General features: G+C 38.5%; 13 protein-coding genes. 7 read left to right on the plus strand and 6 right to left on the minus strand.

What is annotated here, in order from left to right; genetic code table 11:
- Nucleotides 1-438 precede the first annotated feature (438 nt).
- Complete coding sequence (locus IQO02_RS12420; RefSeq protein WP_193838549.1) at nt 439-2,307, plus strand: recombinase family protein; 1,869 nt, start codon at nt 439-441, stop codon at nt 2,305-2,307.
- A 141-nt stretch (nt 2,308-2,448) separates the two neighbouring features.
- Nucleotides 2,449-2,679 carry a hypothetical protein gene (locus tag IQO02_RS12425; protein ID WP_017088331.1) on the plus strand — a complete coding sequence of 77 codons (231 nt, stop codon included), beginning with the start codon at nt 2,449-2,451 and terminating at the stop codon, nt 2,677-2,679.
- Between the two features lie 107 nt (nt 2,680-2,786).
- Here IQO02_RS12425 and IQO02_RS12430 read toward each other — a convergent pair whose 3' ends face one another.
- From IQO02_RS12430 to IQO02_RS12450, 5 genes are all read right to left on the minus strand, one after another.
- Nucleotides 2,787-3,347, minus strand: coding sequence for a recombinase family protein (locus IQO02_RS12430; protein WP_193838550.1), 561 nt, complete (start codon nt 3,345-3,347; stop codon nt 2,787-2,789).
- Nucleotides 3,348-3,625: 278 nt separating this feature from the next.
- Nucleotides 3,626-4,411 (minus strand): competence protein CoiA family protein, encoded by a 786-nt coding sequence (locus IQO02_RS12435; protein ID WP_193838551.1) that lies wholly within the window; start codon nt 4,409-4,411, stop codon nt 3,626-3,628.
- An 11-nt stretch (nt 4,412-4,422) separates the two neighbouring features.
- Complete coding sequence (locus IQO02_RS12440) at nt 4,423-5,544, minus strand: SAVED domain-containing protein (protein ID WP_102538409.1); 1,122 nt, start codon at nt 5,542-5,544, stop codon at nt 4,423-4,425.
- Nucleotides 5,541-6,035 (minus strand): hypothetical protein, encoded by a 495-nt coding sequence (locus tag IQO02_RS12445; RefSeq protein WP_102538410.1) that lies wholly within the window; start codon nt 6,033-6,035, stop codon nt 5,541-5,543. The genes IQO02_RS12440 and IQO02_RS12445 overlap by 4 nt, the downstream gene beginning before the upstream one ends.
- Nucleotides 6,032-7,291: a cyclic GMP-AMP synthase DncV-like nucleotidyltransferase gene (locus tag IQO02_RS12450; protein ID WP_193838552.1), complete on the minus strand. Its 1,260-nt coding sequence runs from the start codon at nt 7,289-7,291 to the stop codon at nt 6,032-6,034. Before IQO02_RS12450 ends, IQO02_RS12445 begins: the two co-directional genes overlap by 4 nt.
- A gap of 177 nt (nt 7,292-7,468) precedes the next feature.
- On the opposite strand from IQO02_RS12450, the gene IQO02_RS12455 reads away from it, so the two are divergent.
- The 3 genes from IQO02_RS12455 (at nt 7,469) to IQO02_RS12465 (ending at nt 10,333) form a co-directional block, all read left to right on the plus strand.
- Nucleotides 7,469-8,377 carry a WYL domain-containing protein gene (locus IQO02_RS12455; RefSeq protein ID WP_017088325.1) on the plus strand — a complete coding sequence of 303 codons (909 nt, stop codon included), beginning with the start codon at nt 7,469-7,471 and terminating at the stop codon, nt 8,375-8,377.
- 418 nt (nt 8,378-8,795) lie between these two features.
- Nucleotides 8,796-9,782: an RES family NAD+ phosphorylase gene (locus IQO02_RS12460; protein ID WP_102538412.1), complete on the plus strand. Its 987-nt coding sequence runs from the start codon at nt 8,796-8,798 to the stop codon at nt 9,780-9,782.
- A gap of 50 nt (nt 9,783-9,832) precedes the next feature.
- Nucleotides 9,833-10,333, plus strand: a complete 501-nt coding sequence (locus IQO02_RS12465) for a DUF4365 domain-containing protein (RefSeq protein ID WP_102538413.1) — start codon at nt 9,833-9,835, stop codon at nt 10,331-10,333.
- A 65-nt stretch (nt 10,334-10,398) separates the two neighbouring features.
- Here IQO02_RS12465 and IQO02_RS12470 read toward each other — a convergent pair whose 3' ends face one another.
- A complete protein-coding gene (locus IQO02_RS12470) occupies nt 10,399-10,635 on the minus strand; it encodes a helix-turn-helix domain-containing protein (RefSeq protein ID WP_102538414.1) in 237 nt (78 codons plus the stop codon).
- 109 nt (nt 10,636-10,744) lie between these two features.
- Here IQO02_RS12470 and IQO02_RS12475 point away from each other — a divergent pair, with 109 nt between their 5' ends.
- Nucleotides 10,745-11,272 carry a hypothetical protein gene (locus tag IQO02_RS12475; protein ID WP_102538415.1) on the plus strand — a complete coding sequence of 176 codons (528 nt, stop codon included), beginning with the start codon at nt 10,745-10,747 and terminating at the stop codon, nt 11,270-11,272.
- Nucleotides 11,273-11,521: 249 nt separating this feature from the next.
- The gene (locus tag IQO02_RS12480; RefSeq protein WP_102402344.1) at nt 11,522-11,782 is read left to right on the plus strand and encodes an AbrB/MazE/SpoVT family DNA-binding domain-containing protein; all 261 of its coding nucleotides are present in this window, start codon (nt 11,522-11,524) and stop codon (nt 11,780-11,782) included.
- Nucleotides 11,783-12,626: the final 844 nt, after the last annotated feature.

Raw genomic sequence — 12,626 nt, forward strand, 5'->3', positions numbered from 1 at the left:
GCGCATGATTTATATACAGACTTTAACTAGGGATTGTTCCTAGAAGAGTGGTTCTTAGCACTAATGTAAGAACTATAAATCACCTAGAAAAACTTTTGACAATCAAGGTAACATGCGATAGGGTTAAGTTGCTTTCTGAGAAGTCTCTCTAAAGCACTGAATAATATAATAATAGTTAAAAATAATAACGATAAAAATATAGGCTGCAAAAAGCCCCAAAAAAGTTATTACTTAAACTCATTGTATTATTCGGAGGAAACATGAGAGAGTTGAAGGTCACATCATATAAGCTGAAACACATAATTCATTACTATGTGTCTTTACGCGATAAATCAAGACCACTACAAGATTTTTATCCTTTTCTGCTTACCATAAGCAGACTTAATGATTTATACAGAACTTCATTGCGTAATTTAATAAACGTTGGGGGTCTGTGTCATGTTTAAGCCCAGCCCTTATCCAGAAGTTTATTCTTACAGAAGATTTTCTAACATCGAGCAAGAAAAAGGTTCATCTTTAGCTCGACAAGATAAATATGCTTACGACATTGCAGAAAAATATGGTCTGACAGTCAATAAAGATTTAGTCCTTACTGATAAAGGCTTGTCAGCTTTTCATGCTGAGCATAAGACAAAGGGGTCATTTGGTGTATTTCTGAGCTTAGTTAAATCTAAGCATGTTAAGTCAGGTTCATACCTTATTGTTGAGTCGATGGATAGGATGAGCAGAGAACAAGTCTTTCAAGCTCATGCGACTATGACAGAACTAATAATGGCAGGTATAACCGTAGTCGTAGCGAAAGAGGGCAAGGTTTTCAATCGTAAAACAATGAGTGCTGATCCCCTCGGTACAATGTTGTACGCAATACTGGAAATGCAACGCTCTCATGAAGAGTCTCTGAGAAAACAGGGCTTTAGTGTTGATTATATATATCAACAAGTCGCTAATTTTAAAGGTGGATTGGTTTCTGATGTCGCTGGTAGTCTTCCTTTTTGGTTATCTCGTAAACCTAAGCCTCACCCTAAAGTCAAAACAGGCTTTGAGCTAAATGAACACAAAATTACAGCTTTGATGATAGTGTCCCTATATCTTAATGAGAGAATGGGGCTTGGTGCGATCAGACAGGAGCTTAGGCGTTTAGGTATTAAGTCGCCAACTGGAAAAGCTATTTGGGGTGTTTCGACAATCAGTAGTGTATTAGCCAATCCGACACTGTGTGGGAGAAAAGTGTTTAGTATCAGTTACTTGAAGTATGGTGAGACTGAAAATGAAAACTTCGACCTTCATAATTATTATCCTGCCTTAATCTCTGAAGACGAATATGAAGCAATTCAAGCGTTAAAGAAGCGAAAGTATAACGCTATGAGTGGTGATAAGTCGGCTGTATCGGATGATGCTTTAGTATATTTGCTTACAGACTACGGTAATAAGTCATTTTGTTCAAAGTGTGGTAAGAGCATTGGTTCTCAACCACAAAAGCAAAAATATAGGATTAGAAGGCGATTAAACTGTAGCACGGAAAAAGAGTCAAAGAGTTGCTGTAAGAGCATTATTCAAGACTACTTGGAAGATGCTTTTTTGGTGGCGGTTTCAAGACATATTGATTATGACTTGATTAATAAAGATATAGATAGCACAGCTAAATTAACCATAGATGAGAAAATCAAAGAAATAGATCAAAAAATGAATAACATATTAGATACTTTGACGATTATCTCAGATGGAGAAAAGAGGGCTACTGAAAAAGCAAAATACCAAGATCTTGAGAAGAAAAAAGATGAACTGAAGAAAGAGTCTGGTGAATTTGGAACATACCGCATTAGCTCGGAGTCGATTAAAGCATTTATCTCTAATGTACAAGCAGCTCGTGACTATCAAAATCGTGATGCTCGTTTGATTGTAAAAGATGTTTTGGTGAAATCAATCAAAAAAATATCTGTTCATATGGAGGCAGAACCACTGTCATTTTATGGGTACGAAAACATTTTGGATAACAGTTTGGTCAATGTCATTGACGTTGAGTTTTACTCAGGTCGAGAAATATCGATTTTTGTATCGAGTAATAAGGATGATAGTAAATTGTTGTTTACTCGTATCCATGATGATTTTGTTGATGACGCCCGTGGTAGCTATACGTCAGCACAATTGGATAACTGGAACGAGAATGGCTTTGATGCATTACTTGAATGTTTAGATGAAGCCCAAATAACGAATGATCCGAGCGACCCTGAAAATATTTGGGGTGGCTATGATCTGGCGGGTGCTCTTGCAGAGATGGTTACTGAAGAATTGATAGACAGCGAATAAAACAAGGAATGAAAATGAGTCAATATGCAATTAATGAAGACCTGGTTTTCTCAGACCGTTTCGCTAGTTTCTGCAATCATGATCGTTCAATAATAATGAAGTTTGGACACTAAAATTATCAAAAAAATGTAAGGTAAATAAATGAATTATATAGTAGAACTAATAGAAGATTGTTATCGAGATGCGGGATATGATGAGGGTTACATTCGCTCAAAAGTCTCTAAAATGAAAGATGATGAATCAAAATATCATACGTTAGCCCTTAGAGGGGCAAATCTGGATATGCAGAATAGAGAGCGTCTTGCTCATAAAATGAATGTAGATCCGAGAGAGTTGAGTTTTGTAATCGATTTTCTCGCTCAGCGAGTGTGAGATGTATGCATTACATTGAGTATTTGGTGTGATGCATATGTCCTAATTTGGCTATTGGAAACCTGATCTGGCAAATTACCCACTTTTTGACTCGGTAACTGTTAGGTTTAAGAAGCAGCCTTGATGTAACGATACAACGTAGCAATACCCACTCCCGCAGCTTTCGCTGCCTTTTCTTTGCTCATGCCGTGCTCAACATAGCTAATTGCTTCCTTGCACTTTTTCTCCGTTTCTGGAGATGCTTGTTTACCTTTGTACTTACCAGCCGCTTTTGCCTCAGCTATTCCAAGAGCTTGTCGTTCCAGAAGTAGCTCTCGTTCCATCTGAGCAACAGAAGATAGAATGCCAAGAATCATCTTTCCCGATACAGATGACGTATCAATACCGATATTCAGGATCTCAAACTCAACTCCCTTGGCTTGATACTCTTCGATCATTAGCATCAACTCTCCTTGATAGCGTCCAAGGCGTGACATTTCTCTTACTACGACTTTGTCACCACTAGCGAGGGTATTGAGTAGTTTTTGAAGAACAGGGCGGTCAATACTTTTACCAGATGCTTTCTCTCGAACGATACTTGCACCTTCGTACTTATTAAGAATCTCATTCTCTTGAGCTGTAGTAGATTGTTCTTTAGTGCTGACTCGTACATATCCATATATCGTCATTGATACTCTCTCAGTCTATCATTTAGGATTCTTAAGATAATACTATCATATAAGTTCTTTTGTTTCTATAAGATAGGCGTGGGGAGAGCTATATGATAGGTATACCCAAATGATAGGGTAAGGTAGTAAATTGGCGATAAAAATGATTAGGTAAGAGTTACATTAGTGGTAACGAAAATGAGGTATAAGTACTTCAACAGAAAATCGTTATGCTGGCTTTAACTAGAGCAATCAAAACCTCTGGTTTTGATTTAAAGCTACATTTGATGGAGAGCAAATTAATTCTTTTTGCTATAAAATGTAACCATCTCACTCATTGAGTTAAATCGCCTGCCTACCTGCTTCCATACACAACTCCCGCAAAGAAGTCCTTTGCCATAGCTAGCGCTATTGCTGTTGCAGCATAAGCAAATAGATGTGTTGTCGTTCGGTGCAAGCTTTTCTTCGTGTTCAGATGCTTCAGCTTGCTCTGTCGTTGATTCAGGCCAGCGAAGCATTTCGACTAGGTCTTCCCAATGATTTAAGAGGTAGTTGAATACTTCTTCAGAGTTTAAGAGTTTAACTGGGCTTTTAGATGGGTAAAGCTGCCGAGCCATCATGTGTGTATCCACCTTTAGGATTATGTCGATATCTTTTGGGACAGCTTCTGGTAATAAATCAGGGCTGCTCTCAAAAGGGATATCCATTATTACCGATACATTAGAGGTTAAGTCCTTAGTGTATGCGTCAACTTGAATGCCATGCTTAGTGCATTCAATGTCCCATTGCACATCATTGAAGTCCCACTCATCTAAATCAAAGTTAACTAGGGTTGGAAGTTGCTGTCTTACAATTAATGCCAGCGCTGTAACGGGGGAGAACTCACATTCAGAGCTTGTTGTATTATTATCGGTGCGGTGAGCAAAGTGCCACTGATTGATGTTACCCAACCTCGCTGTTACAGGAGTTCCACATGACAAACAGTGGCAGTTACAGCCATCACCACGCTTCACTTGCTCAATTCCTACTATTTGGTTTGAGCTGTTACTACGAGCAAATGGCATCAATACTTGAAATGAAGACATACATAACCCCTTTATACAGCTTGTTTTAGATGGTCAGTAAACTCGATCTGTTTGATAGATGGGTCTGTGTTGGGTGAGTTACTAATGGATACGCCCCACGGATAGGGAATTTTGTGATCTTTTTCGTATTGATAAATCGTAATCTGAGGAAGATTTCGTCTGTCATACGCTTGACCAAATCTGAACGCTACACTGTTTTGAGAGGCTAATATGAGGTGTATATCATCATAGCCTTCTTCCATGATTTTTTTAACTTCTTCAATGAAATCATAAGCTAATCGAGTTTGTTTTTTGTTCGACCAGTGATTATCAAAACGTTTTTCTTTTAGTTTTAGGTGTACCTGTGGAATGTTTGGAAAGCAAAGGTTAATGGCTTCTTCATCTACATGGTAGGAGAATGAGACAGCAAGAACGATAGAACCTTTGTGGCCAGCATGGTTGGTTGTTTTCTCGAACTTCTCATTATCGTCATTAATAGGATCGAGTTCTTTCCAGCTTGATAGTTGTCGATCCCAGTCGAGCACCTCAATTTTTGATTCATCATCCAGCATATATCCTGATAAGAAAGCAAAGGGAATAGGAACTAAACCACTATAAATAATGTGAAAATCTTTAGCCGAAACACTATTCCTACGCTCTGCAACTGAATGTTCAAGGTTGAGGAATTTCTTAAGTGCTAATGCAGGTTGGCTGACAGTACCGTTCGCAAGATTATCTCGAATATCTATCACAATTTCTGAAATGCTTTTTCCTTTATGTTTCTTCTGAATGTAATCAGATAGGGGAGAATCTGATGTGTTTACCAAGCCTCTTTGCTCAATGGCGAACACTAATTTTTTAGTGAGCCTTCTGTGCTCTATAATTGAACGTACTACTTCCCAAATTAATCCAATTAGTATCAGGACTGTACCAAGAGCGAAACCGCCAAAAACGAGTACTGTAGGTACATCAGAGCCAGCGACATCGAGTTTGATAAGTTGAGTAGCCGTTTCATACTGAACATTGAATGCCATGCCTCCCACTAGCGCTATCGGGATAAAAGAGGCTCCAGTTCTGAAAACTAACAAAGCAGGAGAGCGTTTTCTGAATAACCAGTTGATGGTTTGAACAATGATATAAGTTAGCAGCTTCATAGCGTTCCCTTATTTTGTGCCTGATGAAGAGAATTTTTTTGTTGTGCAATGTATTGTTCTATCGTGAGTTCTCCAGGGTGAACACCCCCACCACGCCATTCACCATCCGAGAGCCACAGCTCCCAGTACCAAAGCCATTCTTGTGTCCAGGGGATGATTGATTCGGCAATTAACATATTGGGAGTCCAGTCCTTGGAACTACCGTTATTAAACATGAGACACGGCTTGGTATTTCCTTTGGAGAAGAATTCATGAGGTGAACGCTTTCCTCCTGATAATTCTTTAAGGTTTGGGGACAGTATTTCTACTTCTGGGAGGCAACCTAATCCCGCCCAGTGGACGAGTACCGAGTATTCTCGGCTAAGTCTCGAAGGTTGCAATTTCTGTCTCCATTCTAGCTTTAGGCCTGTTTTGCTTTTAGTAATTCGGCCTTTACCACCTTGATAACGCTTTTGTAGGGCATCAAGCTGTTTGCTGAGGTCATAACTCATCGATTACTACCGTAGAAATCATGTTTAGGTACGGATTTTGCCGTTGCTGAATTAGATAGACCTAAGCCTACAGAGGACACGGTTGCACGTTCCATAGCTCTGCGAGTGGTGAGAGTATCTGCCAATTTTGTTTCTAAACCTTTCGCAGCTTGGTTACCAAACATTGATTTCGTACGTGTGATCGTATGGTCGAGGCCTTGCCCGAATTCTAGCAGTGCAGTTAAGTCACGAGTAGCTTGCTGATACCAAGCTCTAAATGCCTGAGCTAGCATTGGTTTTTCATGCCATTTGTCAGCAAAGTTTTCTGTCGGTAAAGCTGGATTGAGAATCGTATAGGTTAGAGTTCCATCGGACTGGCACTGCTGGGAAATATAACTTGGCATAGCTTCAAGCACGTCAAGCATCAGATCAAATGGGTTCTCGTATTCTTTTTTTGACCTTGAGCATTGCTCATAAGCAAGTCCTGCAAGTGTGGTAATGATAATGCTGATAGGTGCGTACTGGGCGTACACGTTATTCATGTCCTTCTTCCACATATCTCTATGTCTCTTAAGAAGTTGAACAACGATCTGAAGTACGGTCTTTCTTCTTTGTCCAGGTAGTTCTTCTACAGTTCCAGCATAAATCTGGCGTTGGGCTTTATAGCTACTCTTCCTGCTCCATCGAATATCTTGACTACACGCACTCCGAAACCAACTTCTATAGCCATAAGGGTGGGACGGGCTATTCGCATCTTTAATATCAGCAACTCTTACGTTGTTCTTATAATTAGGAAAGTCAGCGTTTTCTGGCATGCTAGGAGTGATATCCATGTGAAACCCTTGACCTTCAATACCACCATATTGAAGAGTTACACATCTTCGTTTCGGCAAGCCTTCAACTTTGTTGCCATACCGCTGCGAGTGCTTTAGGACATGGATCACACTGAAAAGTAATTGGTTCGCTTCATCTGTGGTCAATGGATACTCTTCGTTTGGTAAATGGAGTACAAGGTCTATATCCATGTCAGAATCTTCATCGATTGGTTTCACTGAAGTCCCAATCCCGACACTTCCCTGAGCATAAACATGACAATCAGCGAACTTACCTCCTTGGTTAGCTAGATAGGAGCCGATTGCACGATAGGCTGTCGTTAGTTGTGATAATTGCGTTTCCGTAAGATCTAAGTTGGATGTGATCTTTGATATCATCTCGAAACAAAACTCTTTATCACTTGAATTTAGTTTTCTTAATGATTTGAAGTCTTGGTTTTGCACAAAAATTCCCTCGTCAAATTTGGTTTAATAATGACCATCGGCTCGATAGGGTTTATATTAACAGATCGAAATGATACGTTTCAATGATCTTTTTGTGTATTTTGGTTGTATTTTTATTGCACGTAGATCGTTTGTTGTTATGATGTTAGTAATGATTAGATAGTGATGGAAAACATCATGGAAAACAGTTCTCAACCTGACATAACAGTAGAGACAACTTCTACGAATGCTCGACTGGCGTATATCGACTTTAAATTGCTTTTCACAGGGCGTGTTACTAGAGCGGATCTTAAAGAAGCCTTTGGGATTGCAGAAGCGGCAGCATCTCGTGTTTTAAGTGAATACTCTAAACGTAGGCCTAATAACAAGACACAGAAAACGAATGCTATTGTGAGAAGTTCATTTTCACCATTAACTAATATTGATGGGGAACTGGCTTTGGGAATGCTTGCTAACGGTTTTAATAGCAACAAAATTTTCGGTGTAACAGAACTTGCTTACGAGAAGATTGGTAAAATCCCGAATCAATTAAACACGAATGAAGTTGCCATGATTACCCGTGCGATATCTGGAAAATATGCGATTTCATGTAATTATTATTCTGAAAATAGTTCTAACCATCAAATGAGAACTCTTGTTCCTTTAGCCGTTATGCATGATGGGACAAGTTGGATGTTTAGAGCGTATGATCGCTCTGAGAGTAAAGAAAACAAGTTTAAGAACTTTCACTTTGCTCGTGTTAGGAATGTGACGGAAGAACATGATAGCAAGGAATTTAAACAGCATGCTTACGAAGCTATATCACAAGATCAATTATGGAATTTGAGGTTACCTTTAATCTTGAAGTTACATCCTTCTCTATCAGAAGTAGAGAAAACCAAAGTCAGGATTGACTTTGGTATTGCTAGCGATAAGGATGAAATCTGCATTACAGAGAGAGCTGCTTTTAGATGGATTCTAGAGAAGAAATGGTATGTAGATGCTCGAACAGCCGAAGAAAAATCAAACAATCAACAGAATCGTTTCTACAAGTTTGAGTTGAATAATTTGGACATGATTAAAATGATGGAGCAAGCTACCAATTGATTTTTCGGTCACCATATTCTTTTAAACCGTAAGCATTACAGGTCACGGACTTTCTATGCGTTTTCATTCATGGGTTCAAGTAGTGAGAAAAGAAACATATTACATAGTGCTTTTTACGCAATTATCAACTTAGCTAGATTAGTCTTAACCGATCAAGACTAAAATTAGTTTGTAGAAGATCGGGTTTCTACATAAGAGTTAGATTATCGACCAAATTCAGTGGCTAAATAATCAGTGCGCAATAGAAACCTCGAACTGGAGCTAAAAGTAAGATTAACTTCAAGTACGAGCGGGTAATCGAAAATACCAAGCGTAGTATCCCTTTAATAGTGATATCTCATGCTTTCCAGTTTCGTTTCGCTCACCGTATAGCAGCGTGCGGCACACTTTAATTTAGCTAAGTTTTAACAGGGTATTTATGTTATCTGTAGAAGAGAAAAAAAGGCTTGAAGAGCTTGATGATTATGGTATTGAAGAGCTTTTTACTAGTCAATGTGAATCATGGTTCACCGCAGATGTAGCATGTTGTGAGCTATGTGTTGATGATTATTTAAAGTCTTGGCCTTTTTCTGCAGGGACTGAAGACTTTCAAAACAACGCTATGGATATCGAACATTTTTATGCATCCACAATTTTACGAGACTGCTATTCACTTGAGGACTATAAGCAACTGATGCAGTTAGTAGAGTGTCCTAGATGTGATGAGGCACTTACAGGATATTTCTATCCATATAGTTTTCCATTTCAACCTATTGATTTTTTTGAGGATATTCTTCATGAGTTGAGTGCGCTTGCTCACAAATCGCCGTTTGTTATGTTGAAGCACTATTTTGCGTCTCAAATTTTAGAAGCTATCGGAGAGTTGTCAGAGCAAGCTATAGCTACTTCAATCGTAGGAAACTTGTTCAGAGCACGTGTTGCTTCTCAGATAGCAGACCCCAAAGCTGATGATTTTGATATTACACCCAAGCAATATGCGTCTGAGGGGCGTTATAATCATGCAGGGTTACCTGCATTTTACTTAGGTAGTGACCAGCAAACTTGTTATGAGGAAATGCGCCAAGAAAATTGTTATATCGCAGAAATTAAGATCAATAAACAAGTAAAAATCTTAGATCTTTCTGCTACATACGACAATCATAAGAAACATAGTGATATGCTAGATACCATGGTTCACTCAGCTTTAGTGAGTGCCAAGCATAATGATGAAGGGCAATATAAGCCGCAATACATTTTTTCTAGATTCGTTGCTGATTGTGCGAAATTTTCAGGTTTTGATGCTATAAAGTATCCATCAACTAGAACAGTTCATGGTTGTTTTAATATTGTATTTCTCAATGCTGACTTTGGGCTTGGCAAAGGCTGTGAGCTAGTAGAGATACATAATTATCCACCTAAAAAATAAATCATATAAAGGTCTAAGCGGAGTTAGGTTAACCAATAGGAGCTGTCTAGATGCAACGTCCGATTATAATTGAAAACAACATGTTAGAAAGTGACTCAGAGCATCACTTCAGAGCTGTTTTACCTAGAGGTTGGACTGCACATAAGCCTAATCCTGATATTGGTGTAGATCTGGTCGTTGGGGTTATTGAAAACAACCGCGCTTCATCAAGAGAATTGCTCGTGCAATTAAAAGCATCACAAGAATCGAATGTAACCGCTGATGGGGCATATGAACGAATTATATTAGATGTATCAACGTATAACTATTTATGGGATCTTTTGCCAGTTGCGCTACTTGTGAAATATGTAGCTTCTGAACAAACGGCTTATTGGCAGTTATTGAGTCAAGTGCCAGCTCCCAATCAAGATAACTTGACCATGACAGTCAAGATACCTAGGAATCAGGAGCTTGATGAAAGTAGCTGGCAGATTATTCGTAGGTATGTAGAAGCGGTTCACTTGAGGAAACTAGGTGCTAGAGAGAGAGTTAATTTGTCAGAGTACACCTAATAAATTATTGTCCAGCTGTGACTTACACACGGGTGTCTAAGCTCGGGAGTGAGTCACTATACCTCTTAGTCCTCATCAAGTAGATCTATCCTGTCTTCAGGCAATAAGTCATTCACATCGCACTCCAACACGCGTGCAATCATATATAGTTTCTCAACCGTAATTCTTACCCCGTCTTTTTCTACTTTATTCATATAGCTGCGGCTAAAGCCCGCTTGGAGGCTAAGCTGTGTACTTGATAGGTCAAGCATCTCTCTTTGGCGCTTGATGTTTTGAGCGATCTCTTTAGCTAGTTGATTCATTGATTGTTTTGAAGTTTTATTATTTCCACTACTTTATGATATTTGGTTGACTAATACTATAGTGCATAATATATTATGCAATGTCAGCAGTGGAAAGGAGTTCGTGAAGATGAGAATAAGCACCTACAAGTTGTTTAAGATTGGCACCAGTTTGATAGATAAACTCGAAGAGGGTGCTAATTTTGATTTGTACTATTTTCAGTCACTGTTGAAGCCGCTCATCGAGCCTTACTACGATCCTGATAAGCAGCTTGACCGATTTCGCAATCATTCATATCGTATGATGAAGGTACTCGAAAGGAAAGGGATTGTGATACGTTTGAGTGGAGCTTGTGTTAATAATGCCAAATACTCGATTATTGCAGAATCTTCTCAACTTGAAGTTGAGTTTGAAACGGAGAAAAGGCCTACTATTATAAGTGAAGAGTTATCGTATCAAGCCCAATTAAGGTCAAGTAAACTGCAATTAAATCATTTAGTTATTGCACATAAACAGCTCTTAGAGAAGTTCCCTTGTCATTCTGCCTATCTCAATGAAGAACTAGTAAAGCTTGAAAAGGAGATCTCAATATTAGAGTGTAAAGCTCTCGTAATTGGAAAAATAATTAAGCGCAATGAAAAAGGGGCTGCCCTTTAAACTCGCTGTAGAGCTGTAATTTAAACATAAATTAATTGTAGCAGCTATTTTTGAAGAGGCCTGGAACACTGTTCTAAGTGCGTTAAGTATAGAGTTCACACTGCCGTGGCAGTGTGATTATCGTGAAAAAGCCAAGAAATTTTATGGTAGGGTATATCATGATTGTCTGAGGTGATTTTTGAGTGCTATTGTCCATATCTACGTTCTATATAGAGTTGTTATTATATAAGCGATCATTTGGAGGTTTAAATGGAAAAAAAGCTGATCAAAATTGGAAATTCGACAGGGTTGACAATTCCTTCGCAGTGGCTGGCAGAAATGAATTTAAGTTCTGGATCTAAAGTCACGTTAACCCGTGAGTGTGGGGGAATTACTGTTAAGGCATCAAATGTAAAGACAAAGCCCAACCTAGAAGATCTTATGGCGAACACTGATTTCGAAGCACAGCGCAACGATCCACACCTTCAGGCTTGGGCTAATAAGCACAAGAATGGTCGTGAAAATTCATAAAATATCAGCTCCAAGTGTGGAGCTGATTGATCGTAGATGCAAAAATGCTATACCGTTAATTAGCGTTGTTTTCTACTGATCCAAACTTAGCTATTGAAGAGTTGACTACACTCGATCAAGGTGTTGTCTTTTGGCATGCGTATGCACAGTGTATTCTAAACTTCGTAGCAGAACGTTATCCACAAACATCCAAGCAACTACCTAAGGTTGTTGGTGGCTTGAGCTTTGATTGTCAGTTTTACAAAGATCTTGGGCGATGTCCGTAGTGAAAACTGGATCTAACTCAGGAAGTCAGGTCGATGCTTCTAAGCATGCGATTACAAATAGACTACTCGAAGAAAAAGAATTAGATAACTTAATTTCTGTTTCTTATATCGCAAAATAGTCAGATTTATTACGACCCGCTATATATAACATAGCTGAAAATAGGAAAGTATAATAATGTTTCAATTAATACTATAAATAGTATTAATGTTCGTAATTGTTTCCATTTTTAAATTTTTTAAGATCTATTATAAAAATATTACCACTGAAATAAATAATTTGATCTATTTTAGATCTTCATTCCCTCAAAAAAATGTGTTATAACTATTATAACTGTTATAACTATTTTAAAGTTATAATTTTAATATAAGGCTCATTGAAAAAATCCTTAATTAAATTCTAAAACATGTCAATTTTTTTTAAAAAAGTAGTGCGTCAAAACGCACTTCTAGTGCGCGAAACAGCATTTCCACTGCGTGAGAGCGCATTTTTAGTGCGTTATTAAGTACTTTGCTCAAAGCGGCACAATAATTCGGAAAATCTGTGTTGCTATACCCTATAGCGAACACCTTTGATGTGT

Origin of the sequence: Vibrio sp. OPT24 (genome assembly GCF_015163545.1) — a bacterium.
Classification (GTDB): Bacteria; Pseudomonadota; Gammaproteobacteria; order Enterobacterales; family Vibrionaceae; genus Vibrio; species Vibrio cyclitrophicus.